This window comes from Micromonospora sp. ANENR4, from assembly GCF_015354395.1.
Taxonomy (GTDB): domain Bacteria; phylum Actinomycetota; class Actinomycetes; order Mycobacteriales; family Micromonosporaceae; genus Micromonospora; species Micromonospora aurantiaca.
Window position 1 is genome coordinate 133,314 of sequence record NZ_JADKYQ010000005.1, and the last position, 24,113, is coordinate 157,426.

22 protein-coding genes are annotated in these 24,113 nt (G+C 73.6%); 7 read left to right on the top strand and 15 right to left on the bottom strand.

Annotated elements, in window-relative coordinates; genetic code table 11:
* Positions 1-19 precede the first annotated feature (19 nt).
* The 8 genes from IRY44_RS10510 to IRY44_RS10545 all read right to left on the bottom strand — a co-directional run bounded on the left by IRY44_RS10510 (position 20) and on the right by IRY44_RS10545 (position 11,963).
* Positions 20-1,168, bottom strand: coding sequence for an acyl-CoA dehydrogenase family protein (locus tag IRY44_RS10510; RefSeq protein WP_194800244.1), 1,149 nt, complete (start codon positions 1,166-1,168; stop codon positions 20-22).
* 92 nt (positions 1,169-1,260) lie between these two features.
* Positions 1,261-2,793 carry an acyl-CoA carboxylase subunit beta gene (locus IRY44_RS10515; RefSeq protein ID WP_064448130.1) on the bottom strand — a complete coding sequence of 511 codons (1,533 nt, stop codon included), beginning with the start codon at positions 2,791-2,793 and terminating at the stop codon, positions 1,261-1,263.
* Positions 2,794-2,982: 189 nt separating this feature from the next.
* Positions 2,983-3,903 (bottom strand): hydroxymethylglutaryl-CoA lyase, encoded by a 921-nt coding sequence (locus IRY44_RS10520; protein WP_194800245.1) that lies wholly within the window; start codon positions 3,901-3,903, stop codon positions 2,983-2,985.
* A 25-nt stretch (positions 3,904-3,928) separates the two neighbouring features.
* On the bottom strand, positions 3,929-5,266 hold the full coding sequence (locus tag IRY44_RS10525; RefSeq protein ID WP_194800426.1) for an acetyl/propionyl/methylcrotonyl-CoA carboxylase subunit alpha: 1,338 nt from the start codon (positions 5,264-5,266) through the stop codon (positions 3,929-3,931).
* Between the two features lie 77 nt (positions 5,267-5,343).
* A complete protein-coding gene (locus tag IRY44_RS10530; RefSeq protein WP_120572441.1) occupies positions 5,344-5,958 on the bottom strand; it encodes a TetR/AcrR family transcriptional regulator in 615 nt (204 codons plus the stop codon).
* A gap of 71 nt (positions 5,959-6,029) precedes the next feature.
* Positions 6,030-8,873, bottom strand: coding sequence for a hypothetical protein (locus tag IRY44_RS10535; protein WP_194800246.1), 2,844 nt, complete (start codon positions 8,871-8,873; stop codon positions 6,030-6,032).
* Positions 8,866-10,659, bottom strand: a complete 1,794-nt coding sequence (locus IRY44_RS10540) for an HSP90 family protein (protein ID WP_194800247.1) — start codon at positions 10,657-10,659, stop codon at positions 8,866-8,868. The genes IRY44_RS10535 and IRY44_RS10540 overlap by 8 nt, the downstream gene beginning before the upstream one ends.
* 164 nt (positions 10,660-10,823) lie before the next feature.
* Entirely contained in the window at positions 10,824-11,963 is a 1,140-nt protein-coding gene (locus tag IRY44_RS10545) for an NAD(P)/FAD-dependent oxidoreductase (protein WP_194800248.1), read from the bottom strand.
* A 91-nt stretch (positions 11,964-12,054) separates the two neighbouring features.
* Here IRY44_RS10545 and IRY44_RS10550 point away from each other — a divergent pair, with 91 nt between their 5' ends.
* Genes IRY44_RS10550 through IRY44_RS10560 form a run of 3 tightly spaced genes read left to right on the top strand, consistent with a single transcriptional unit; the run spans position 12,055 to position 14,390 of the window.
* A complete protein-coding gene (locus IRY44_RS10550; RefSeq protein ID WP_194800249.1) occupies positions 12,055-12,654 on the top strand; it encodes a TetR family transcriptional regulator in 600 nt (199 codons plus the stop codon).
* 15 nt (positions 12,655-12,669) lie between these two features.
* Positions 12,670-13,200 (top strand): SigE family RNA polymerase sigma factor, encoded by a 531-nt coding sequence (locus IRY44_RS10555; protein WP_194800250.1) that lies wholly within the window; start codon positions 12,670-12,672, stop codon positions 13,198-13,200.
* Positions 13,197-14,390 (top strand): hypothetical protein, encoded by a 1,194-nt coding sequence (locus tag IRY44_RS10560; RefSeq protein ID WP_194800251.1) that lies wholly within the window; start codon positions 13,197-13,199, stop codon positions 14,388-14,390. Before IRY44_RS10555 ends, IRY44_RS10560 begins: the two co-directional genes overlap by 4 nt.
* Before the next feature lie 55 nt (positions 14,391-14,445).
* Here IRY44_RS10560 and IRY44_RS10565 read toward each other — a convergent pair whose 3' ends face one another.
* Genes IRY44_RS10565 through IRY44_RS10575 form a run of 3 tightly spaced genes read right to left on the bottom strand, consistent with a single transcriptional unit; the run spans position 14,446 to position 16,608 of the window.
* Positions 14,446-15,348 (bottom strand): sulfurtransferase, encoded by a 903-nt coding sequence (locus IRY44_RS10565; RefSeq protein ID WP_194800252.1) that lies wholly within the window; start codon positions 15,346-15,348, stop codon positions 14,446-14,448.
* A 40-nt stretch (positions 15,349-15,388) separates the two neighbouring features.
* The gene (locus IRY44_RS10570; RefSeq protein WP_194800253.1) at positions 15,389-15,835 is read right to left on the bottom strand and encodes a hypothetical protein; all 447 of its coding nucleotides are present in this window, start codon (positions 15,833-15,835) and stop codon (positions 15,389-15,391) included.
* Between the two features lie 2 nt (positions 15,836-15,837).
* Positions 15,838-16,608 (bottom strand): SGNH/GDSL hydrolase family protein, encoded by a 771-nt coding sequence (locus tag IRY44_RS10575; protein WP_194800254.1) that lies wholly within the window; start codon positions 16,606-16,608, stop codon positions 15,838-15,840.
* Between the two features lie 253 nt (positions 16,609-16,861).
* On the opposite strand from IRY44_RS10575, the gene IRY44_RS10580 reads away from it, so the two are divergent.
* Together IRY44_RS10580 and IRY44_RS10585 are read left to right on the top strand one after the other, a co-directional pair.
* Complete coding sequence (locus tag IRY44_RS10580; RefSeq protein ID WP_194800255.1) at positions 16,862-18,325, top strand: hypothetical protein; 1,464 nt, start codon at positions 16,862-16,864, stop codon at positions 18,323-18,325.
* An 18-nt stretch (positions 18,326-18,343) separates the two neighbouring features.
* The gene (locus IRY44_RS10585) at positions 18,344-19,744 is read left to right on the top strand and encodes a PQQ-like beta-propeller repeat protein (RefSeq protein WP_194800256.1); all 1,401 of its coding nucleotides are present in this window, start codon (positions 18,344-18,346) and stop codon (positions 19,742-19,744) included.
* Between the two features lie 14 nt (positions 19,745-19,758).
* Here the strand turns inward: IRY44_RS10585 and IRY44_RS10590 are convergent, their stop codons facing one another.
* Together IRY44_RS10590 and IRY44_RS10595 are read right to left on the bottom strand one after the other, a co-directional pair.
* The gene (locus tag IRY44_RS10590) at positions 19,759-20,274 is read right to left on the bottom strand and encodes a putative immunity protein (protein ID WP_194800257.1); all 516 of its coding nucleotides are present in this window, start codon (positions 20,272-20,274) and stop codon (positions 19,759-19,761) included.
* Complete coding sequence (locus tag IRY44_RS10595) at positions 20,271-20,828, bottom strand: putative immunity protein (RefSeq protein WP_194800258.1); 558 nt, start codon at positions 20,826-20,828, stop codon at positions 20,271-20,273. Before IRY44_RS10595 ends, IRY44_RS10590 begins: the two co-directional genes overlap by 4 nt.
* A gap of 32 nt (positions 20,829-20,860) precedes the next feature.
* Here IRY44_RS10595 and IRY44_RS10600 point away from each other — a divergent pair, with 32 nt between their 5' ends.
* The gene (locus IRY44_RS10600) at positions 20,861-20,995 is read left to right on the top strand and encodes a DUF397 domain-containing protein (protein WP_194800259.1); all 135 of its coding nucleotides are present in this window, start codon (positions 20,861-20,863) and stop codon (positions 20,993-20,995) included.
* Here IRY44_RS10600 and IRY44_RS10605 read toward each other — a convergent pair.
* Together IRY44_RS10605 and IRY44_RS10610 are read right to left on the bottom strand one after the other, a co-directional pair.
* Positions 20,970-21,743, bottom strand: a complete 774-nt coding sequence (locus IRY44_RS10605; protein WP_194800260.1) for a class I SAM-dependent methyltransferase — start codon at positions 21,741-21,743, stop codon at positions 20,970-20,972. The two genes, IRY44_RS10600 and IRY44_RS10605, sit on opposite strands and share 26 nt — an antisense overlap.
* Positions 21,740-22,117, bottom strand: a complete 378-nt coding sequence (locus IRY44_RS10610) for a VOC family protein (RefSeq protein WP_194800261.1) — start codon at positions 22,115-22,117, stop codon at positions 21,740-21,742. The genes IRY44_RS10605 and IRY44_RS10610 overlap by 4 nt, the downstream gene beginning before the upstream one ends.
* 173 nt (positions 22,118-22,290) lie before the next feature.
* Between IRY44_RS10610 and IRY44_RS10615 the strand changes: the two genes are divergently transcribed.
* Positions 22,291-24,060: a proline--tRNA ligase gene (locus IRY44_RS10615; RefSeq protein ID WP_194800262.1), complete on the top strand. Its 1,770-nt coding sequence runs from the start codon at positions 22,291-22,293 to the stop codon at positions 24,058-24,060.
* Positions 24,061-24,113 lie beyond the last annotated feature (53 nt).

Genomic DNA, 24,113 nt, shown 5'->3' on the forward strand with positions numbered 1-24,113 from the left:
CACGGTCCGGGGGCCGTCCTCACATGCCGAGGTCGCGCGCGATGATCATGCGCTGCACCTCGCTGGTGCCCTCTCCGATCTCCAGGATCTTGGAGTCCCGCCAGAAGCGGGCCACCGGGTACTCGTTCATGAAGCCGTACCCGCCGTGGATCTGCGTCGCCTCGCGGGCGTTGTCCACCGCCACCGTACTGGCGTGCAGCTTCGCGATCGCCGCCTGACGCTTGAACGGCTCACCGGCGAGCATCCGGGCAGCCGCGTCGTAGTAGGCAAGCCGGGCCGTGTGCGCCTTCATCTCCATGTCCGCGATCTTGAACTGGATGGCCTGGTAGTTGCCGATCGGCTGGCCGAACGCCTGACGCTCCTTGGCGTACTTGATCGACTCGTCGACGCAGCCCTGGGCCAGGCCGACGGCGAGCGCCGCGATGGCGATCCGGCCCTCGTCCAGGATGCGCAGGAACTGGGCGAAGCCCCGGCCGCGCTCGCCGAGCAGGTTGGCCGCCGGCACCCGGCAGTCGTCGAACGTCAGCTCGTGGGTGTCCGACGCGTTCCAGCCCACCTTCGAGTAGCCGGGCGCGACGGTGAAGCCGGGCGTACCCGACGGCACGATGATCGTGGACAGCTCCTTGCCGCCGTCCGGCCGCGTACCGGTGACGGCGGTGACGGTGACCAGCGCGGTGATGTCGGTACCGGAGTTTGTGATGAACGCCTTCGAGCCGTTGATGACCCACTCGTCGCCGTCCAGGACCGCGCGCGTCCGGGTGCCGCCCGCGTCCGAGCCGGTGCCCGGCTCGGTGAGCCCGAACCCGGCCAGCGCCTCACCGCTGAGCAGCTTCGGCAGCCACTGCACCTTCTGCTCCTCGGTACCGAAGCGGTAGATCGGCATCGCGCCGAGCGACACCGCCGCCTCCAGCGTGATGGCCACGCTGGAGTCCACCCGGGCCAGCTCCTCCAGTGCGAGGCAGAGCGCGAAGTAGTCGCCGCCCATGCCGCCGTGCTCCTCCGCGAAAGGCAGCCCGAACAGGCCCATCTTGCCCATCTGACGGACGATCTCGTACGGGAAGGTGTGCTGCTCGTAGTGCTCGGCGATGGTGGGCGCGACCACCTCGCGGGCGAACTCCCGCACGCTGGAGCGCAGCGCCTCCTGTTCGTCGCTGAGCCGGAAGTCCATCTGATCCTCCTGGTGGGACGGCGGTACGGACGGGCCGGGCGCTCGTGACGCCGGTGCGTGGGTCGGTCGGACCCGGGGCGGGCGTAGGTCGGTCAGACCGGGGTGACGCCGTGTCGGCGCCGGGAGAAGTGCCGCTCCTTGCCGCGCGCGGCGGCGAACCGGCGGACCAGCTCGGCGCGCAGCTCGTGCGGCTCGACGATGGCGTCCACCACCAGCTCGCTGGCGAGCCGGACGACGTCGATGTCGCGCTCGTACTCCTCGCGCTTCGCGGCCACGAACGCGGCCCGCTCGGCCTCGTCGGAGATGGCGGCGATCTTGTTGGCGTAGACCGCGTTGACGGCGGCCTCCGCGCCCATCACCGCGATCTTCGCGGTGGGCAACGCGATCGTGGCGTCCGGCTCGAAGCCGGGACCGGCCATCGCGTAGAGACCGGCGCCGTACGCCTTGCGGACCACCACACAGATCTTGGGTACGGTCGCCTCGGAGATCGCCGTGATCATCTTGGCGCCGTGCCGGATGATGCCCTGCTTCTCCACCGCGCTGCCGACCATGAAGCCGGGCACGTCGCTGAGGAACAGCAGCGGCACGTTGAACGCGTCGCAGAGCTGCACGAACCGGGTCGCCTTGTCGGCCGAGTCGACGAAGAGCACGCCACCCTTGAACATCGAGTTGTTGCCGACCACGCCGACGACCTCGCCGTTCAGCCGGCCGAACCCGATGGTCAGCTCCTTGGCCCACAGCGCCTGGATCTCGAAGAAGCTGCCGGAGTCGAGCAGACCCTTGACGTACCGGCGCATGTCGAACGCCTGCCGCTCGCTGGCCGGCACCAGCGCGGCCAGGTCGGCCTTCTCCGGCGCGTCCACCGCTTCGGCGGCGGGCGGGTCCTGCTTCCAGTTCGACGGCAGGTACGACAGGTAGGTCCGTACCACGTCGAGCGCGTCGTTCTCGGTCTTGCAGAGGAAGTGACCGACGCCGGACTCGGCGCAGTGCACCTTGGCGCCGCCCATCGCCTCCAGCGTGGTCTTCTCGCCGGTGACCATCTCGACCATCCGGTCGGAGCCGAGGTACATGCTGGCGTTGCCGTCCACCATGGCGACCACGTCGCAGAACGCCGGGATGTACGCCCCGCCCGCCGCGCTCGGCCCGAACAGCGCGCACACCTGCGGGATCGAGCCGGAGGCGCGGACCTGGTTCCAGAAGATCTTCCCGGCGCCGCGCCGACCGGGGAACAGGTCGACCTGGTCGGTGATCCGGGCCCCGGCCGAGTCGACCAGGTAGACCATCGGCACGCCGGTCGCGTACGCCCGCTCGATGATCCGGATGATCTTCTCGACGGTACGCGCGCCCCAGCTGCCGGCCTTGACCGTGGAGTCGTTCGCCATCAGGCAGACCTGGCGGCCGTCGATGGTCGCGGTGCCGGTGACGACGCCGTCGGCGGGCAGCCCGTCGGCCATCGCGTTGGCGTAGAGCCCGTCCTCGACGAAGGAGCCCTCGTCGACCAGGTAGGCCACGCGCTCGCGGGCGAACAGCTTCCCCTTCGCGGCGTTCGCCGCGTGGTACTTGTCCGCACCTCCGGCGCGGGCGCGCTTGCGTAGCTGCTCCAGAGCCTCACCGTCGAGCGTCACGCCGACTCCCGTTGCCACGGCCCCCGCACAGGGCGCCCACCGACCTGAACGATCGTTAGGCTACCCCACCGCCGCCCTCTCCGGCGACCCGCTCCTCGCCCCCCCACCCATTCACTCCCGTGATCAAGGAGTTTGCGTCCTCCACGCGGCCGAATGAGGACACAAACTCCTTGATCAACGCGGAAACGGTCAGGAGGGGAGGGGGGTCAGGCGGGTACGGGGGCCGGCCCGGAGGACTCCGGACGGGAGCTTCTTGCCCACCAGGGTCTCGGCCAGCTCGGCGGCAGCGATCAGGGCGTCCAGGTCGATGCCGGTGTCGATGCCCATGTCGTGCAGCATGTGCACCGCCTCCTCGGTGGCCAGGTTGCCGCTGGCACCCGGCGCGTACGGGCAGCCGCCGAGGCCGCCGACGCTGGCGTCGAACTCGGTGACGCCCAACTCCATCGCGGTGAGCATGTTCGCCAGGGCGGTACCCCGGGTGTTGTGGAAGTGCAGCAGCACCGGCAGGTGGGCGTTACGGTCCCGGACCGCCGTGACCAGTTCGCGGACGCGCCGGGGCGTACCCATGCCTGTGGTGTCGCCGAAGGCGACGCGGTCCGCGCCGTCGCGGGCGACGCGGTCGACGATCGCGGCCACCCGGCGGGGGTCCACGTCGCCCTCGTAGGGGCAGCCGAAGCTCGTCGCCACGATCACCTCGGCGGTGGCGCCCGCGCCGTGCAGCAGGTCGATCAGCTCGGCGATGTCGTCCAGCGACTCGTCGGTGGAGCGGTTGACGTTGCGGCGGTTGTGCGTGTCGCTGGCCGAGACCACCACCTCGATCTCGGTGAAGCCCGCAGCCAGCGCCCGCTGCGCGCCACGGGTGTTCGGCACCAGGGCGGAGTAGCGCACGCCGTCGACCCTCTCCGCCCGCTGCCACACCTCGTCGGCGTCGGCCATCTGCGGGATCGCCTTCGGGTGGACGAAGGAGACCGCCTCGACGCGCCGTACCCCGGTGCGGGACAACGCGTCGAGCAGCCGCACCTTCGCGTCGGTGGGGATGGGCTCCTCGTTCTGGAGGCCGTCGCGGGGACCGACCTCACGGATGCTCACCGAGTCTGGAAGTTCCGCCATCAGATTCACCTCACTGGGTCGAAGGTCAGCGCATCCGGGAGACGATGCCGGTGTCGTAGTCGCCGGAGAGGAACTCCGGGTTCTCCAGCAGCTCGGCGAAGAACGGCAGGTTGCACTTCGGGCCGACGATCTCGAACTGGGCGACCGCCGCCCGCGCCCGCTCGACCGCCTCCTCGCGGGTGTCGCCGGTGAGGATCAGCTTGGCCATCAGGCTGTCGTAGAACGGCGTGACGGTGTTGCCGGCGACGTAGCCGGAGTCGACCCGCACGCCGGTGCCGGACGGCTCGTTCCAGGTGGCGATCGCGCCCGGGCCGGGCATGAAGCGCTTCGGGTCCTCGGCGTTGATCCGCAGCTCGATGGCGTGACCGCGCGGGGTGAGCGCGTCCGGGTCGAACGTCGGCGCCAGGCCGGACGCCACCCGCAACTGCTCCTCGACCAGGTCGACGCCGTAGACGTACTCGGTGACCGGGTGCTCGACCTGCAGCCGCGTGTTCATCTCCAGGAAGAAGAACTCCTGCGTCGAAGGATCGAGCAAGCACTCGACGGTGCCCGCGTTGCGGTAGTTCACCGCCTCGCCCGCTCGTACCGCCGCGGCCAGGAACCGCTCGCGCAGCTCGGGCGAGACCGCCGGGGACGGCGACTCCTCGACCAGCTTCTGGTTGCGCCGCTGCACCGAGCACTCCCGCTCGCCGAGGGCCACCACCCGGCCGTCGGCCAGGCCGAGGATCTGCACCTCGACGTGGCGCACCCGGGGGAAGTACCGCTCGATCAGCACCGACCCGTCGCCGAACATCCGCTCGGCGAACGCGCGGACCTTGTCGTACTCGGTGCGCAGCGCCGCCTCGTCGGCGGCCACGCCCATGCCCATGCCGCCGCCGCCCGCCGCGGCCTTGACCATCACCGGGTAGCCGATCTCCGCGGCGGCCGCGACCGCCGCGTCCAGGTCGCTCGCCGGCTCGGTGGTGCCGGGCGCAACCGGCACGCCGGCCGCCGCCATCAGGTTCCGAGCGTTGATCTTGTCGCCCATCGCGGTGATCGCGTCGGCGCCGGGCCCGACCCAGATCAGGCCGGCCCCTTCGACGGTACGGGCGAAGTCCGCGTTCTCGGACAGGAAGCCGTAGCCGGGGTGGATCGCCTGCGCGCCGGTGCTACGGGCGGCGTCGAGGATCGCCTCCACGTTCCGGTAGCTCTGCGCCGGGTTCGCCGGGCCGACGCAGACCGCCTCGTCGGCCTCGGTCACGAACGGCAGCCCGTCGTCGGCCTCCGAGTGCACCGCGATCGTCCGGATCCCGAGCCGCCTGCCGGTACGGATGATCCGCCGCGCGATCTCCCCCCGATTCGCGACCAACAACGATTCGATCATCTTCTGCACGGACGTGACCCCTTCTCGACGCAAAGCCGGGGTCTCTTCTTAACACGCGTTAAGGTGAGCGCGGCGTGTCAGGTCGGGTCGGTGGGCGCGAGCAGGGCCGCGAGGGTCGCGCCGCGCAACAGCTCGGCCCGGCGCCGGCGGTCCACCTCGCCGCCGAGGAACGGGGTCGAGTTCATCAGGCCGAACGCCGCGTGGGCGAGCACCCGGGCCTCGCCGTCGGGCAGGCCGGGGTGCAGCGCGGTCAGCACGGTGACCCATTCCTCGACGTACATCCGCTGGAGCCGGCGGATCCGGCGGCGCGGCTCGTCCGGGAGGCGGTCCAGCTCGTGCAGGTGCAACGCGATCACCGCCGGGTTGGCCAGCGCGAAGTCGACGTGGAAGTCGATCAGCGACTCCAGCGCCGCACGCGGGTCGCCCGGGTGACCGGCGGCACGTTCCCGCCCGCCCGCGAGCAACCCCTCGCTCACCGGGATCAGCGCGGCGACGAGCATCGCCTCCTTGCCGGCGAAGTGGTGGTAGAGCGCCGGACCGGTGACTCCGGCCGCCGCGCCGATGTCGTCCATCGACACACCGTGGTAGCCGCGCGCCGCGAAGAGGCCGACCGCGATCTCCAGGATCTCGTCCCGCCGGGACCGGCGCCGGGCCGCACCCGCCGCACCCCGTGCCTGCTGTTCCACCGCCACCGGACCAGCCTAGACCTCGCGTTCGAGCTGGGGCAGCCGCGGTTACCCAACGGTTGCCCCAGCCCGTCGTGTCAGTTCTCCTCGATGCCGTGGTCGGCGCGCACCTTCGCCGCCTCGGCCTCCCGGCCCTGCTCGTCGAGCGCGCGGGCCAGCAGCCAGGCGGCCTGCGTGGCCGGGCGGGAACCGGTGGGCAGCCCGGCGAGGACCGGGCGCAGCAGCCCTTCGGCCTGCTCCGGCCGCCCGTCGCGCAGCAGCAGCTCGCCGGTCAGCACCTCGACCTGCGCCGCCTCGCCGAACGCCTCGATCGACCGCAGGCGCTCCGGGACGCCGTCGACCCGGTCCAGCGCGGCGGTCAGCCGGTCCTCGCCGATCAGCACCCGGGCCACCGCGTCGGCGGCCATCGCCCGCTCGTACGTCACCACCGGCGCCTCGTCTGCTTCGGCCGGGAGCACGGCCGCCGCCTCGTCCACCCGCTCGATCGCGGCGACCGCGGCCGGCAGGTCGCCGGACCAGTGCAGGGCGAGCAGTTCCCGCCGCCGGGCCCGCAGCTCGTCCACCTGGAAACCGGCCAGCCGCCAGGCGGTCGCCGCCGCCGCGAACCGCTGCGCGGCGAGGGCGTCCCGGTCGGCGTCGTAGAGCAGGCCACCGGACTCCTCCAGCACCTGCGCCCGGTGCGGGAGATTGTCCGGCCCGTCCAGGTTCTCGGCCAGCGTGTCGAGCACCGTGAGGGCCAGATCCGTCTCGCCGAGACCGGCGTAGATGCCCGCCAGCATGTGCCGGCAGCGGTCCGCCTCGGCCTGCGCGCCCGCCCGGTCGAGCCCGAGCACCGCCTCCTCGGCCACCTCGGCGGCCTCGGCCAGCCGCCCGGCCACCCGGTACGCCTCGGCCAGCTCCCAGCGCAGCAGCGCGTCGCCGTCCAGCCCCTGTTCGACGCAGAGGGTGACCGCCTCGGCCAGATCCTCCACCGCCTCGCCGGCCCGGTCGGCGGCCATCAGCGCCCGGCCCCGGGTCACCCGCAGCGGCAGGTACGCGCCGGCCGGTGCGACGGACAGCGCCTCGTCGCAGGCGGCCACCGCCTCGGCCGGGTCGTCGGTGGAGCGGGCGTACGCCAGGCAGGCGCCGGTGAGCATCTCGGCGTCGCCCAGCTCACTCGCCAGCCGGCGGGACCGCACCGCCGCGTCCCGGAACTCCTCGGCCCGCTCCAACTGCTCCAGCACGTGCGTGCGGTGCAGCGCGACCCGTCCGGCCAGCCACGGATCGGCGTCCGCCTCCGCCTCGGCCCGGTCGAGCGCGTCGAGCGCCTCCGCCCACTCCTCGCGGTGCACGTGGGCCAGGGCGAGCCGGTCCCAACCGGCGGCCCGGTCACGCGGCTCACCGTGCTCGGTCAGGTATCCGGCCGACTCGCGGGCCAGGGTCATCCCCTCGTCCGCGCTCTCCTCGACCATGCTGAGCAGCACACCGAGCCGCCCGGCCACCACCTGGGCGCGCAGCGGATCCGGCACCTCCCGCCAGGCGGCCAGCGCCTCCCGGTTGACAGCGATCGCCGCCGGTACGCCGTCGTCGTCCTGGGACAGCTCACCGGCCCGCAGCTCCAGCCGCCAGGCCCGGGTGGTCGCGGGCACGTCGGCGTCACCGAACCGCTCGTCGTACGCGCGCAACGCGGCGACCAGGCCGTCCCGGCGGTTGGTGCGCCAGCACTCCTCGGCCAGCGCGAGCAGCTCGTCGGCACCGGCGTCGGCGGGCACCGTCACCGGCTGCGGAGAGGCCACCGGCGCGTCCGAGCCGGTACGCGGCGCGGGCACCGCCGGGCGGCGCAGGCTCGCCGACAGCGGCAGGTGCTCACCGACCGGCCCGGCCGCCAGCTTGCGGGCGATCAACCCGGACTGGTGCGTGGTGCCGTTGCGCGCGTCGAAGCGCTCGGCCAGCGCGGTCGCCGTACCGGCCAGCTCGTCGGCGAGCGCGCCCACCGGTACGTCGGCGGCCGGCCGCTCGCCGGAGGCGCGGCGGTGCACGGTCAGCTCGGCCGGCACCTGGCGCAGCGCCGCCGAGGCGGCGGCCGCGAAGTGCATCGCGGCAGCAGGGGTGGGTGCCCGGTCCAGCCAGTCCAGGTGCCGCTCGACCAGTTCCAGCGCCCGCGCCTCGTTGCCGGTCACGGTGCAGAACTCGACGTGGTCGGCGATGTCCCACAGGTCGGCGAGGTGCCCGCGCACCCGCCGGTACGCCTCCCGGTGCGCGTCCCGCGCCGCGTCGGTACGGCCGGTCTCACGGTAGGGCGTGAGCAGCGCGGTGAGGATCCCCTGCGGCTGCTCGCTACAGGTGAGGCGCCCGGCGAGCACCGGCTCGGCGAGTGCCACCGCCTCCTCGTGCCGGCCGTGCCGCACCAGGTGCGCGACCTGCGTGGTCGGGTCGCAGCCGGCGCAGTCGGAGAGCGTGTCGCGCGGGGTGGTCATCCACTTGCGGTACCACTGCTCGGCCGCCTCCTCGTCGCCCAGGTGCGCGGCCACCAGGTAGCGGTGCTTGTAGACGGCCTGGAGCGAGTGCCCGGAGTCGCGGTAGCGCCGTTCCATGTCGTCGAGGACCGCGTACGTCCGGTCCAGCGGCAGCTCCGGGAACTTCACCATCGCGTTGACCATGTACTTGAAGAACCAGAGCAACTGGTGTGTGTAGCGCTGGTGGTAGGGCTGCGGATCCTTGTCGTACTCGGCCAGGCACCAGGAGAACGTGACGAAGGACTTCGCCGGTTCGCCGCCGTAGACGTACGCGGTGGTGCCGGTGACCCGGGCGGCGAAGGCGAGGTGCCTGTCGTCGCCCGCGTCGGCGCGGCGCAGCAGTTGTTCCAGCGCGGCGATCTGCCCCGGGCCGTACGGCATGGATTCGATCTCGTGGTGCATCCGCCAGAGGTCGTCGTCAGTCACGGGTCTCTCCCGGTACGGCCCGGCCGAGCAGGCCGAGGAAGGAACTGTTCAGCAGTGCGGCGTCGGCCGCCCGGATCGGGTGGTGCCCGAGCAGCAGGGCCTGCCCGTAGAGCGCCTCGACGGCCAGCCCGACCAGCTCCGGGTCGGCGAGCGTGGTGACCCGGCGGACCAGCGGGTTGCGGTGGTTGAGCACGAGTTGCGGGCGGTCCGGCGGGGCGGAGGCGGCGAGCGCGTCGAGCACGCCGCCCCACAGCTCGTCGGCCTTGTCCCGGCTGGCGGCGAGCTGGTCGTGGAACGCGGCCGAGCGGGACACCAGGTAGAGCGCCGGCAGCGAGACCGGATCGTACGCGCGGATCACGACCTCGCAGCCGAGCCGTTCCAGGGCCCGCTGCGCGGCGGTGAGGAACGGCCGCAGGGCCAGCTCGGTCGCCGGGTCGAGGATCTCGAACCGGGTGGTCAGGTCGCTCGGCTCCAGCCGCTCGATCAGCACCGAGCGGTCCACTGCGGGCAGTCGCTCGATCAGCTCGGTGTCGTACGTGTAGCCGCCGTTGACGACTGCCAGTTCCTGCGCGGCGGCGACGGCGGCGAGCTGGCGGAACTCGTCCAGGCTGGCGGCGTACCGGAGCACGCCGTGCCGCTGCCGGAACTCGGCGAGCGTCATCGTGCCGACGTTGGTGTCCATCGGCCACCACTGGTCGACCAGGCGCAGCATCTCGTCGTCGTGCATCGCGAGCGCCTTGACGCCGAGGTGGTGCACCTGGAGGAACTCGCCGAGCCGGCGCGGGTCGTGCTTGGCGAGCCGGACCAGCCAGCCGCGGATCTGGTCGCCGAGCGCGTCCCGGACGGAGGTGAGAAGCCCGTCCTCGTAGAGCGCCTCGCGGCTGGCGGTGGGGCGCAGCTCACTGGCGTCGACCACGCAGTGGGCGAAGAAGGCCCACTCGGGCAGCAGCCCGTCGGCGTGCTCGCTGAGCAGCATCCGCTTGAGGTAGACCCGGTGCCCGGCCCGGGCCGCCGGGTTCACCGCGGCGGGCAGGATGAACGCGACGCCGGTCAGGCCGGCCTCGGGCACGGACAGCGGCACCACGTCGAACGGGGCGAATCCGAGCAGTTCCTGCGCGTACCGCTGGAGGGCGGCCCGGTCGACGGGCGCCCCGGGCGTGGTCGGCCACGGCGGCGGGCCGGACGTGGTCGGCGTGTCACCGACCCGGACGTCGACCGGCAGCAGGCTGCCGTACAGGCGAGCCAGTTCGGTGACTGTGGGTACGCCGAGCCACTGGTCGGCGTCGCGCCGGGGCACCAGCGTGACTGTGGTGCCGGGCTCGTCGCGGGCCTGGTCCGGCTCGGCGAGCCGGACCGCGTACCGCCCGTCGGACCAGCCCGTCCAGAGCACTGTGGGCTCGTCGGCGTGCCGGGTGACCACCCGGATCTCGTCCGCGACCAGGAAGCAGGAGAGCAGGCCGATGCCGAACTGGCCGAGGAACTCGTGCCGGGAGAAGCCCAGCTCGTCGCGCTTGGAGCTGCGGCCGATGGTGGCGAGCAGCTCGTGCACCTGCGCCTCGGTCAGGCCGATGCCGGTGTCGTGCACGCGGAGCGTCCCGTCGCCGGTCAGCTCCGGCGGTTCGATGCGGACCCGCGCCGGGGCCTTCGGGTCGGCGGACCGCCGCGCGGTGATCGCGTCGACGGCGTTCTGGAGCAGCTCGCGCACGTACACCCGCGGACTGCCGTAGAGGTGATGACTGAGCAGGTCGACCACGCCACGGAGGTCCACCTGGAAGGTGCGGTCCAATCGCGCTCCCGGTTCGGATTTTCGGCGCTCACCGTACCGGTCAGCGCCGACAGTGTCCGTCCCGTTCCATCCCTCCCCCTTCCGCCCACCTCCCCGCCGATCTTGCACCTTCCGCCCGGGCGAACGCGCACAAAGTGGACCCGCCGAGGGCCGCAACTGCAAGATCAGCGGGGTGGTGGTTCGAAGCCCGCGAGGCGGGTGGCGATGCGGTGCCGGGCCGGGGGGAGGGTGGAGACGAGGCGGAGCAGCACGTTGCGCAGGGGGCGCGCGAAAGGTGGGGCGGCGGCCAGGCGGGTCAGGCCGGCGGCGAAGCCGAGCACCTCCTCGGCGCGGGGGCGGCGGTCGGCGGCGTACCCGTCGAGAGCCTGCCCGCCCGCGGCGAGCGCGTCGCCGAGCGCGACCGCGTCCCGCAGGCCGAGGTTCATCCCCTGCCCACCGGCCGGGCTGTGCACGTGCGCGGCGTCCCCGGCGAGCAGCACCGGCCCGGACCGGTAGGTGCTCGCGATCCGGTGGTGGATCCGGAACCGCGACGACCAGGCCATGCCGGTGACCCGGTCCGGCCGGCGCGCCGGGCCGCGCTCGTCGAGCAGCGCCTGGAAGTGGTGCGCCTGCGGGTCGCGCGGTGCGTCGTCCACTGTGGCGACCAGCCGGACCGTGCCGTCGGGCAGTGGCGCCCAGACCAGCGGGCCCCGGCGGGAGAGGAAGAGGCTCACCTGGTCGCGCGGGAGCGCGCTGTCCACGCGGACGTCGGCGAGCAGGAACGACTCACCGGGGTCGGCCGGGCCGCCGAAACCGATGCCGGCGAGTTCGCGGACCCGGCTGTGCATCCCGTCCGCGCCGACGACCCAGCGCGCCCGGACCGCGCGGCCGCCGTCGAAGCGCGCGACGGCGCCGTCGCCGTCGAGGTCCAGGCCGGTCATCTCGTACGGCCGCAGCACGCGCCCGCCGAGCGCGGTGAGCCGGTCGGTGAGCACCGCCTCGGTGTCGGCCTGGGAGATCAGCAGCGCGTACGGATAACGCGACGGCAACCTGTCGAAGGGGACGGTGACCAGCACCCGGTCCCGGTCGCGGACGCTGAACCGGGCCGAGTGCAGCCCTCGCGCGGCCAGCGGCGCGGCGACCCCGATCCGGTCCAGCACCTCCAGGGTGCCGGCGTGCACGACCGCGGCGCGTGAGGTGACGGGCGGCTCGGCGAGCCGGTCGACGACTGTCGCGGTCACCCCGTGCCGGGCGAGCGTGACCGCCACGGCCAGGCCGGTCGGCCCGGCTCCCACCACGAGGACGTCGGTGCGTTCGGGCAGCATCGCTTCCACCTCCGGGTTCGGTCAACAACTGTTTGCCAACGCGTGTTGACTTCACTGTAGAGCCGATGTCAACACGTGTTGGCCTACAGTCGTGGACGTGACCGAACCCGCCACCCGCACCCGCCGCTCGGACGCCACCCGGGCGGCCATCCTGCGCGCCGCCCGGGAACGCTTCGCCGCCGACGGCTACGACCGGGCCACCATCCGGGCCATCGCCGCCGACGCCCGCATCGACCCGTCGATGGTGATGCGCTACTACGGCAGCAAGGAGGGGCTGTTCGCGGCGGCGGCCGAGTTCGACCTGCGCCTGCCCGACCTGGCCGAGGTGCCGCCGGACCGGCTCGGCGAGACACTGACCCGGCACTTCGTCCGCCGCTGGGAGGCGGACGGGACACTCGTCGCCCTGCTCCGGGCCGCCGCCACCAACCCCGGCGCGGCCGAACGGATGCGCGGGATCTTCGCCGGCCAGCTCGCCACCGCGGTGGCCCGGTCCGGTGCCGACCCGGCGACCGCCGACCGCCGGGCCGGTCTGGTGGCCAGCCAGATCCTCGGTCTCGCGCTCACCCGGTACGTCGTCCGGCTGCCACCGGTGGCAGACCTCGACCCCGAGGAACTGGCCGACTGGGTCGGCCCGACGATTCAGCGCTACCTGACCCAACCTTTGCCCCCGTCCCGCGCGTCTGGCCGGTGACGGAGGAGGAGCCGGATGGGGCGGAACGCGGACGACGGGCGGGCGGACTACCTCGCCTTCGTCGAGTCGCACCAGCACCGGCTGCTGCGCGCCGCGTACCTGATCTGCGGGAACCGCCACCAGGCCGAGGACCTGCTCCAGGACGCGCTGCTCAAGCTGGCGCTGCGCTGGCCGTCGGTGCGCGACGGCGACCCGGCCGCGTACGTGCGCGCCATCCTCTACCGCGACGCCGTCTCCTGGTGGCGACGGCGGCGACGCGAGTGGCTCAGTGCGTACCCACCGGACCGGCCGGGCAGTGACGCCGACGCCGCGCTGCGGCTCACCGTGCGCGCGGCGCTGGACCGGCTGCCACCACGCCAGCGGGCCGTGGTGGTCCTGCGCTACTTCGAGGACCTGACCGAGGTCGCCACCGCCGAGGCGCTCGGCGTCACCGTCGGCACCGTCAAGAGCCAGTGCCACGACGCGCTGCGCAAGCTGCGCGATGTCGTACCCGCCCCCGGCACGTCCGGAGACGGCCTGGTGACCGGGATGGAGGCGAACCCGTGAACGAACCCGAGCTGACCCGGCTGCTGACCCGGGCCGCCGAGGAGATCCGCCCGACCCGGCCGGCCGAGGCCGGATGGGACCGGGCCGGGCGGGTCCGCCGCGCCCGCCGGGCCGCCGGTGCAGCAGCCGTCGCCGTGCTCCTGCTCGGCGGCGGTACGACGGCACTGCTGCACCGCTCCGGCCCGCCCCCTGCGGCACCGCCCCGCCCGACTGTGACGTCGGCGCCGAGCGCCCCGGTGGTGCAGCGGCCCCCGGACCGGCTCGGACAGGCGGGCGACCCGCTGGGCCGGCTCGGCGACCGGGTCGCCTACCGCCTCTCCGACCGGCCGGTGAGCCGGGCGCTGGCGCTGTACCAGCCGGTCGACCCGGAGACCGGCGACGCCGGCCCGGTCCGGGTGCTGGGTGACGACGGTATGGTCCGCGAACTCGACGTGGTGACGCTCGCGCCCACCCGCGACGCCGAGGGCAACGAGGCCACTCCGCTCAAGCCGGGCAGCCTGTCGCCGGACGGCCGGACCGCCGCGTTCGCGCAGACCGGTGAGGTCGTCGTGGTCGGCCTGACCGACGGCGCGGTCCGCCGCTATCCGCTCACCGGCCACCTGGAACACGTGGTCTGGGCCGGGGACCGGCTGCTGGTCGGGGACAACGACACCACGTACGAGCTGGACCGGCGCACCGGGGAGACGCGGAAGCTCCCGGTCGACCCGTGGACGCTCGTCGTGCCCGAGCCGGCCCGGCCCGGTGATCTGTTCACAGTGGGCGGCTGGTCCGGGGACGGCGGTCTGGCCGTACGCCGGTTCCCCGCCTCCGGTGGCGCGCCGGAGCGACGGCCGGTGACCACCGGGGAGCTTCCCTCCGGTTACCAGCTGAACGAGGTCTACGGGCGGGGCTGGCAGCGCGGCGACCGGATCGGCCAGGCCGGGTGGACCACCACCGCAGGTGCCGCCGGCACGATGAGCGGCGCCGAGGGCGTGGCGGTCCTGGACGCCCGCACCGGGGCGGTGACCCGCCTGCTCGACCTGGGACGCGAGGGCCGGGCCAAGGGGTGCTGCGAGGTGTACGCCTGGACCACCGACGGTGACCTGCTGTTCCGCTACGACGCCGGGCTGGCCCGGTGGCGTCCGGAGACCGGCGCCGTCGACTGGGTGGCGAGCAACGTCCCCGGCCGGCTGTCGATAGCCGCCCGCTGACCGGCCTGGAACGCGGCCGGCCCCGCCGCGGTGACGGCGGGACCGGCCGGGACGTTCAGCGGGTCAGGCCGCCGGGCTGGTCGCCCTTCACGACGGGCGCCCGGACCAGGTTGCCCCACTCGGTCCACGAGCCGTCGTAGTTGCGCACCTGCGGGAACCCGAGCAGGTGGTGGAGCACGAACCAGGTGTGGCTGGACCGCTCACCGATCCGGCAGTACGCCACCACGTCGTCGGACGGGCTCAGCCCGAGCTGGTCGGCGTAGATGGCGCGCAGTTCGTCGGCGGACTTGAACGTGCCGTCGTCGTTCGCGGCGGACTTCCACGGCTTGCTCACCGCGCCCGGGATGTGCCCGCCGCGCAGCGCGCCCTCCTGCGGGTAGTCCGGCATGTGCAGCATCTCGCCGGTGTACTCGCCGGGCGACCGCACGTCCACCAGCGGACGGCCGGCCGCCACGTGCGCCATGACCTGCTCCCGGTACGCCCGGATCGGCGCGTCGTTGCGCTCCGGCACCGGGTACGAGGCGCGGGGCCGGCTCACCTTGTCCCGGGTCAGCTCGCGCCCCTCGGCGATCCACTTCTGCCGGCCGCCGTCGAGCAGCCGTACGTCCTGGTGACCGAAGAGGGAGAAGACCCAGAGGGCGTACGCGGCCCACCAGTTGAAGTTGTCGCCGTAGAAGACGACCGTGTCGTCCCGCCCGATGCCCTTTGCGGCGCACAGCTCGGCGAAGCTCGCGGCGTCCAGGTAGTCGCGGGTGACCTGGTCGTTGAGTTCGGTGTGCCAGTCGACCTTGACGGCGCCGGGGATGTGGCCGGTGTCGTAGAGGAGCACGTCCTCGTCGGACTCGACCACCACGAGCCCTTCGTCGCCCAGGTGCTCGGCCAGCCACTCGGTGGTGACCAGGCGCTGCGGGTCGGCGTACGACTGGAGGCGGGGATGCGGATCGCTCGGCACAGGCATGATCCCCAAGGTACGCCGGATCCGCGGAGCGCGGTGCCGGTCAGGCGCGGCGGTGCACCAGGCGGCCGGCGACCACAGTCGCCAGGCAGGACCCGTCCGCGTCGAACACGGCGAGGTCGGCGCGCCCGCCGGTCACGAGCGCGGGCGGCCGGGCAGCGGGCAGCACCGACACCTCGTTGCGGGCCGCGGCAGCCCGCAACGCCGGATCGGTGACATGTTCGTCGAGCACGGCGGCCACACCGAGCCGGAACAGCGCGTGCACCCGCTCGCGGGGCGTGGGCGCCGCTGGTAGCGGTCCGTCGTGCACCAGCGCCGGCCCGAGCGTGCCGGCCCACCGCCGCACCCGCACCCGGGGGTACGCGCCGGACAGCTCGGCCGTGGGCACGATCGCCTCGACCCGGTCACCGGCGATCACGACGGCGAGCCCGGCGCGGGGTGGGTCGCCGGGTGTCAGCCGCAGCAGGTCGGCGGCGTGGACGGTACGCACGCTCAGTCGCGCTCGACCGGCCCGAGCACCGGCCGTTTCGCAGTGATGAAGTCGCCGGAGGACCGCCCGGTCAGCCGGCGCCTGATCCACGGCGCCAGGTGCTTGCCGGCCCAGCGCAGGTCGGCGGCGCGCGCGGCGAGCCACGGGCTGGGCGCCGGGTGCGGCGGCACCAGCAGCCACTCCTCGTCGCAGCCGACGCCGAGCGCGGTGAGCACCTGCGCGGCGACCCGGCGGTGCCCCTCCGCCGACAGGTGGATCCGGTCGGTGCTCCAGAGCAGCGGGTTGAGGTAGGTGTCGTCGGCGTACAGGTCGACCAGGATCGCGCCGTGCCGCTCGGCCACCTCGCCGACGACCCGGTTGAGCAGCGTCACGCGCGGGGCCATCAGCCGCTGGCCGGGCAGCCGGGACATCACGTCGGCGAACCGGAACAGGATCACGTCGCTGCCGCCGGACCGCAGCCGCTGCACGACCGCGTCGAAGCGGGGGACGAACGCGTCCGGGTCGAAGCTGCGGCGCAGCACGTCGTTGCCACCGGCCGCGAAGCTGATCAGGTCGGGCTTCATGGCCAGCGCGGACGGCACCTGCTCGGCCACCACGTTGGGGAACAGCCGGCCGCGGATGGCCAGGTTGGCGTAACCGAAGTCGGGCCCGGCCTCGGCGGCGAGGCGGGTGGCGACCAGATCGGCCCAGCCCCGGTAGCTGCCGTCCGGATACGCGTCGTCCATGCCCTCGGTGAAGCTGTCGCCCACCGCCACGTAGCTGCGCCAGCGCACGGCGCCTCCCTCAGACGTCCCGGCAGAAGTGCGTCGCACAGTCTGTCACCGCGCGGGCCGGTCCCGCTGGCCCTGAACCCCGGACGTGGCGGATGTCTCGACGTCCTGTTCACGACAGCCACCCGAGGGGACAAATCCACCGGACACGACCGGCGGGGCAGAATCCGTCGCCCGGACCGGGGATGATGTCTGCCGTCATCCGGCCGGGCGAACCGTCCGGTCGGTCCCGCACCCGGCACGAGCGAGGAACCACATGACGCAGGGGCACCCACCGCCCGGCCACGCCGACCCCCGGTACGGCGTGTCGCCGCCCGCGCAGCCGGTGCCGTGGGCGCCGCCGCCCCCGGCGCCGAAGTCCCGCCGTGGGCTCTGGATCGGGCTCGCGGCGGGTGCACTCGCGCTGGCGGTCTGCGCCGGCACGGCGGTCGGCGTCGGGCTGGGCCTGCGCGGCAACGACGAGGACGCCCCCGCGCCGAAGGCGGCAGCCGGCGCGAACGGCGTCACCGTCACGAACGCCGAGTTGGCCGGACTGCTCGACCGGCACAGCAAGGCGCTCGCGGCCAAGGATCTGGACGGCTACCTGGCCGCGTTCGATCCGGCCCGCAAGGATCTGATCGCCGGGCAGACCCAGCTCTTCCGCAACCTCATGAAGTTGCCGCTGTCGGTGGCCCGCTACGAGACGGTCGAGCAGCAGGGCCGCGTGAGCGACGCCTTCGGGCAGGGCGTCACGTTCCAGCTCGACGTCTCGTTCGTGCACCAGTTGGACGGCTTCGACCGGGCCCCGGTCTCCGAGTGGTACCGGTGGACGATCGTCCGCGCCGGCAAGGACGCGCCGATCCGGGTCGTCGCTGTGACCGGAGCGCCGGCCGGTGGCAACGGCGACTCGAAGACCGTCTACTACCCCGGGCCGTGGGACAAGTGGCGGGACATCCACGTCGAGCGGACCCCGTACGCCCTGATCATCACCGACGCGGCCCGGGGCGACCTGGCGAGGCGGTACGCCCCGGCCGTCGACAAGGCGGTGACGAGCAACCTGGCCGTGTGGCGGGCCAACGCGCCGCCCGAGCCGATGACGGACAAGTTCGTCGTCACGCTCGCCGACGGCAAGGACGAGATGACCTCGCTCTACCGAATCGGCACCGAGAAGGCCACCGAGGCGGGCATCTCGCTGGGCATGGTCGCGGCCGAGCGGAAGGACGGCAAGGCCACGATCGGCGGCACCCGCATCGTGGTGGACACCACCGACAGCTACTTCACCCGCTCCGGTGGCGACAACGACGCCCGCATGGTGTTGCGTCACGAGATCGCGCACTCCCTGATGACACCCCGCACCGACCTGACCGCTGTGGACGAGTTCAGCAAGCTCGACGAGTGGGTGGTCGAGGGCTTCGCCGAGTACGTCGCCTTCCACGGCCGCCCGCTCGGTGCCAGCGAACGCACCGCGCAGGCCCGGAAGCTGGTCCGCGACGGGTGGAACGGCACGCTGCCCGGCAACGGCGACTGGGACGACCCCGGCCGGCTGAGCTTCCACTACTGGCTCGGGCACGCCGCGATGAACCACCTCGCCGAGAAGCACGGTGAGCCGAAACTGTTCCGCTTCGTCGAGGCCGTCTACGCGGGCACCCCGACCGACCGCGCCGCCCGGGACGTGCTGGGCGTGTCGCTCGACGAGTTCCAGGCCGGCTGGGCCGACTACGTCCGCGCGCAGGCGCGCTGACGGGAACGGAGACGACCGATGACGTACCAGCATCAGCACCAGCAGCCGCCCGCGTACCCACCGGCGGGCCGGCCGGGTGCGGCCGGTGCGCCGCCGGTGGCGCCGAAGCGGCGCGGACGCGTGGCGTTGCTCGTCGCCGGTGGCCTGGTGGCGGTGCTCGCGGTCGCGGCCGGCACCGCCTACGGCGTGTCCCGGCTGGTCGGCGGCGGTGACGACGGGAAGAAGCTGCGCACCGCGTGGGTGCTCGACTTCCCGGAACTCCAGCGCAACGGGCTGAAGACGTACGACGGGCAGGACATGTTCGGCGCCTGGCTGATCGGCGACGCGGTGGTGCGGGCGCAGCCGGACGGCGTCATCGCCTACCGGCTCGGCGACGGCGGCCAGGCGTGGGGCGTGCCCGCGCCGCAGGCGTCCTCGCTGTGCGCGGCCGCGCAGACGCTCGCCGAGGGGCGGGGCGTGGTGGCGCTCGGTTCCGCCGACTCGTGCGACACGCTCGTCGGGTTCGACGCTGCCGGGGGCACGCAGACGTGGCGGGCGACGTTCCCCGTCGAACGCCGGACGGGCCGCTCCGAGATCGTCGCCCCCGACCTGTCCGTGACCGCCGGGCAGGTGGTCGTCCGCAGTGGCGAGAGCGTGCTCGGCTACGCGCTGGCCGACGGCAAACGGCTGTGGCAGACCGACGCCGACCGGTTGCTGCCCGGCCGCGACTGCCGCCTGACCGACGCGCAGGCCGCCGGGGACCAGGCGGTGGTCACCGCGCGTTGCGACGGCGACCAAGGCGCGCTGCTCGGCCTGGACCCGGCCACCGGCAAGCCGCGCTGGAAGCAGGACCTGCCCGCCGCGCAGCAGAGCGACGGGGTGCTCAGCGTCGACCCGCTGGTCAGCCGGCCCGGTCTGGTCACCGAGACGTTCGTCGCGCGCGACGCCACCGGCAGGGCGCGGGCCACGTTCGGCAACCCCGTCGACGGTACGGGGTTCAGCGACCTGCCGGTCAACCGTTCCAACACGGTGAGCGGGCCGGAGGTCCGGCCGTACCTGGCCGACGCGGACACGCTGTACCTGCCCACCGAGTCCGCTCCGGTCGGCGACAAGATGCGCCAGGCCAACCAGGTGGTGGCGATCGACCTGACCACCGGGAAGCGGCGTTGGGTGTCGTCCGGGCACACCGACAGCGAGGTGGAACTCGTGCGCCTCGACGAGCAGGGCGTGCTGGCGTGGGAGGTGGGCGACCGGCGTGACCTCGCCCCGCGGCTGGTCCGGATCGACCCGGCCACCGGAAAGGTGAGCGTGGTGGCCGAGGCGCCGCTGTCGGCCGGCACCGAGGGCAGCGACGCGAAGGTGCTGGAACGCGACGGCACTGTGGTGCTGGTGCCGTGGAAGCAGGTCACGGCGGACGCGGCGATCACCGTGCTGCGCTGACCGGCGCAGCGGCGTCAGCAGTCGAAGACCGACCAGCAGATGTCGTTGCGCAGCCGCTGGTCGTCCAGGACCAGCTCGCGGATCTCGGCCGGGAGCTGGTCGCGCTGCCACCGGCACTCGGCCCGCCCGGCCGCCTCGGCGAGACCGGCGGGCGCCGCCGCGCGTACCGCCTTGATCGCGTACGCGGCGGCGCCGAGTTCGTGGGCGGCCACGTGGGCCACGACGGCGGCCTGACCGGCGGCGTACGCGGCGTCGCGGGCCGCGCCGCGCAGGTCCCGGGCCGCGCCCATGGCGTGCCCACCCGCCGCACGCGCCTCCATCATCCTGACCTCGCCCCGCACCCAGGCGCGGGCGTGCTCGATCGCCTCGCGTGGGCGGCTGTCGTCCGGCCGGACCGCCTCGAACAGGCCGAGGACGTGCTCCGCGCAGGTGGCGGCCCAGAGCGCCAGCAGGTGGTGGTGCTCGTCGGTGAGCGTGCCGCCCCGGCGGATCGTGGTGAACCGGGGATCGCGGACCTTCGGCAGGATCACGACGCGGCCTCCGGCCCGGCGGCGCCCTGGCGCAGGTCGTGGTCCAGTTTGCTCATCAGCCGGGCGACCCGGCTGCCACCGCCGGTCAGCTGCGGATAGCGGCGCAGCACGTCGACGAGCACGGGGGTGGCGAGGCGCCGGTACCCGTCCAGCGCCGCCGTGCCCACGGTCTCGTCGCCGCCGGCCTCCAGTTCGGCGACACGCGCGGCGTTGGCGGCGGCCCGCAGGATGTGGCCGACCTGGGTGGCCTTCGCGATCGGGTGCAGGTACGCGGCCGCCGCGGCGTCACCGGCGGCCCGGGCGGCCAGGCGGGCGGCCTCGGTGGGCGCGGACCGGGCGGCCCGGTGCGCGTCGAGGGACGTGACCCGCTGGAGTCTCGTCCGGGCGGCACCGCGCGCGAACGTCCAGGCCGCGTCGACAGCCGCGCGGGGACGCGGGTCATCGGGGACCGCCCGCTCGTAGACCGGGAGGACGTCCTCCGCGTGGCGGACCGCGTACCGCGCCACCTCGCGCAACTCGTCCATCGTCAGGTCGAAGTCCCCGGGCGCAGTCATGTCGCGGGCATCGTATCGGTGATGGTGACCTCGTGGAGCTGACCGGAGCGATCTGGCCGGGGTGGTCGGGTGCGGGACAGCAGGACCCGGCCGGGCCGGTGCTCACCTTCACACCCGACGCCTGGCGGGCCTTCGTCCGGGTCAGCGGGAGCCGCGCGTCGCGCTGATCAGCACCGTGTGCTTGCGTACCCGAAAGGCGCCCTCGGCGTCGATGCGGGCCTCGATCGCGGCGCGGGCCGCCGCCTCCTGTGCGGCGGTGAGCGGCCCGATCATGCTGGCGACGTACGCAAGGATCGGCTCGGCGGCGGGCACCACCAGCTCGTCCGGGTAGCGCTCGACCGTCACGTCGTCGAAGTGGGCGGCGACCCGTGCGGGTGTCGCCTCGGCGGTGACGTCGTTCTTGTCGTGGAACCGGACGGCCAGGTCGGGACACCCGATCACCGGGCCGAGCGCGTTCAGCTCGGCCATGTGGTCGCGGCCGTTCACCGCGACGGTGAGCCGGCCGCCGGGGCGTAGCACCCGGGCGAACCCGCGCAGCGCGGCATCCGGGTCGTCCAGGTGGTAGAGCATGCTGTTGGCGATCACCGCGTCGGCTACGCCGGCACCGAACGGCAGGTGCGTGGCGTCGCAGCGCAGCACCCGCGCGCCGGGCACCTCGCGCAGTCGCGCGCACATGGCGGGCGAGAAGTCGGTGAGAGTCAGCCGGGGTCGGTGGCCGACCCGGTGCCACAGCTCGCCGGTGCCGGCGCCCACCTCCAGCACGTCGCCGGACAGCGGCAGCCGCTCGCCCAGCCAGGCGAACCAGCTCTGCGGATTGGTGCCGTACGAGTGCAGCGCCATGCGGGCGATCAGGTTGCCGGTCGTCGTCGCGTACTGGCTGGTCGCCCGAGCCGCCGCGCTGGCGCCGCCGGTCACGAGAGGTAGAAGCAGAACGGGTGACCGTCCGGGTCGAGGAGCACCCGGACGTCGTCCTGCGGCTGGAAGTCGGGCAGTGTCGCGCCCACGGACACCGCGTACGCCACGGCTGCCTCCAGGTCGCCGACCTTGATGTCCAGGTGGACAGACATCTGCTGGTCGCCGGGACCGGCCGGCCATACCGGCCGCACGTAGGCCGGCTCGTCCTGGAAGGCCAGCCAGTGGCCACCCTCCGGCGGGGCGAGGAGGACCCAATCGGCTTCCTTCTCGCGCCGGGTCCAGCCGAGCAGCCGCTCGTAGAACGCGGCCAGGTCCTCTGCGGACGGCGCGTCCAGCACCGTTGTCGTCAGCTTCATCAGCGGTCGCTCAGCCATGCCGCATTCCTACCCGGCACCCGCGACATTTACCGGCCCGTCCGCACCATCTCGGCGGGGTGGCGGCATCGACACCAGTCGGATGCCGCCACCCCGCCGAGCCGGCGACGATCGGTCCGCGCGGACACCGAAAGGGGTCGCCCGGCCCTCCGCTCGCACCATAGGCTGCGCCAATGCTGCTGCGCATGTCGACCCTGCTGCTCCGGACCCTGCGCGAGGACCCGGCCGACGCGGAGGTGCCGAGCCACCGGCTGCTGCTGCGCGCCGGCTACGTCCGCCGGGCCGCGCCGGGCGGCTACACCTGGCTGCCGCTGGGCAAGCTCGTGCTGGACCGGATCACCGCGATCGTGCGGGACGAGATGACCGCGATCGGCGACCAGGAGGTGCACTTCCCGGCGCTGCTCCCGGCCGAGCCGTACCGGACCAGCGGGCGGTGGACCGAGTACGGGGACGACATCTTCACGCTCGCCGACCGCAAGGGCGCCGACCACCTGCTCGCGCCGACCCACGAGGAGTTGGCCGCGCTGCTGGTGAAGGACCTGTTCACCTCGTACCGGGACTTCCCGGTGACGCTGTTCCAGATCCAGACCAAGTTCCGCGACGAGGCCCGCCCCCGGGCCGGTCTGCTGCGCGGGCGCGAGTTCCTGATGAAGGACGCCTACTCGTTCGACCTGGACGAGGCCGGGCTCCAGGCGGCGTACGACCGGCACCGGGCCGCCTACGAACGCGTCTTCACCCGGCTCGGCCTGGACTTCACCACTGTCCACGCGATGTCCGGCGCGATGGGTGGGTCCGCGTCGGAGGAGTTCCTGGCCGCCACGCCGGTCGGCGAGGACACGTTCGTCGGCTGCACCGCCTGCGCCTACGCGGCGAACACCGAGGCGGTGGTGACCCGCCCCCCGGCCGCCGGTGACCCCGACGCGTATCCGCCCGCCGAGGTGCACGACACCCCGGAGACGCCGACCATCGCCGCCCTGGTCGAGCTGGCCGAGGCCCGGAAGCTGGGCGGGCGCACCGGCTGGACCGCCGCCGACACGCTGAAGAACGTGGTCCTCACCGTCCGCCGGCCCGGCGCCGAACAGGGCGAGCCGCTGGTGATCGGCCTGCCCGGCGACCGCGAGGTGGACCTCAAGCGGGTCGAGGCGGTGCTCGCCCCGGCCACGGTGGCGGTCTTCGAGGACTGGGACGCCCACCCCGAGCTGGTCCGCGGCTACATCGGGCCGCAGATCCTCGCCAAGCACGGCATCCGCTATCTGGTCGATCCCAGCGTGGTGCCCGGCACCGCCTGGCTGACCGGCGCGAACGAGCCGGGCCGGCACGCCACCGACGTGGTGTGCGGGCGCGACTTCGTACCGGACGGCACGATCGAGGCGGCCGAGGTGCGGCCCGGGGACCCCTGCCCGGCCTGCGCCGACGGTGAGCTGACCATCCGGCGTGGCATCGAGGTCGGGCACATCTTCCAGCTCGGACGCCGATACACCGACGCGTTCGCGGTCGACGTGCTCGGCCCCCAGGGCAAGCCGGTCCGGCCCACGATGGGCTGCTACGGAATCGGCGTTTCCCGGGCGGTCGCCGCAGTGGCCGAGCAGCACCACGACGACAGAGGGCTGGTCTGGCCCGCGGCGGTCGCGCCGTGCGACGTACACCTGATCGCCGCCGGGAAGGGGCCGCAGCTCGACGCGGCGCTCGACCTCGGCGGGCGCCTCGCCGCCGCCGGCCTGCGGGTGCTTGTCGACGACCGCACGCACGTGTCCGCCGGGGTGAAGTTCACCGATGCCGAGCTGATCGGCATCCCGCGCGCCGTCGTGGTCGGCCGCCGCCTGGCCGACGGGTACGTGGAACTGCGCGACCGGGCCACCGGCGAGCGCACCGAACTGCCGGTGGAGGCCATCGTGGAGCGCCTGCGCGACGAGGTGGGCGCGACGCGCCGCGACGGGGTGTAGCGACCGCGCCACCGGGTACCGCAGACGGATCGACCGAAGCGTTCGGAGGCTCT

Bases quoted from the DNA above. Each gene is read 5' to 3' on its own strand.
- IRY44_RS10525 (WP_194800426.1), bottom strand. From the start codon at position 5,266: ATGATCGAATCGTTGTTGGTCGCGAATCGGGGGGAGATCGCGCGGCGG.
- IRY44_RS10565 (WP_194800252.1), bottom strand. From the start codon at position 15,348: ATGCCTGTGCCGAGCGATCCGCATCCCCGCCTCCAGTCGTACGCCGAC.
- IRY44_RS10510 (WP_194800244.1), bottom strand. From the start codon at position 1,168: ATGGACTTCCGGCTCAGCGACGAACAGGAGGCGCTGCGCTCCAGCGTG.
- IRY44_RS10615 (WP_194800262.1), top strand. From the start codon at position 22,291: ATGCTGCTGCGCATGTCGACCCTGCTGCTCCGGACCCTGCGCGAGGAC.
- IRY44_RS10580 (WP_194800255.1), top strand. From the start codon at position 16,862: ATGACGCAGGGGCACCCACCGCCCGGCCACGCCGACCCCCGGTACGGC.
- IRY44_RS10545 (WP_194800248.1), bottom strand. From the start codon at position 11,963: ATGCTGCCCGAACGCACCGACGTCCTCGTGGTGGGAGCCGGGCCGACC.
- IRY44_RS10555 (WP_194800250.1), top strand. From the start codon at position 12,670: ATGGGGCGGAACGCGGACGACGGGCGGGCGGACTACCTCGCCTTCGTC.
- IRY44_RS10610 (WP_194800261.1), bottom strand. From the start codon at position 22,117: ATGGCTGAGCGACCGCTGATGAAGCTGACGACAACGGTGCTGGACGCG.
- IRY44_RS10595 (WP_194800258.1), bottom strand. From the start codon at position 20,828: ATGACTGCGCCCGGGGACTTCGACCTGACGATGGACGAGTTGCGCGAG.
- IRY44_RS10585 (WP_194800256.1), top strand. From the start codon at position 18,344: ATGACGTACCAGCATCAGCACCAGCAGCCGCCCGCGTACCCACCGGCG.
- IRY44_RS10520 (WP_194800245.1), bottom strand. From the start codon at position 3,903: ATGGCGGAACTTCCAGACTCGGTGAGCATCCGTGAGGTCGGTCCCCGC.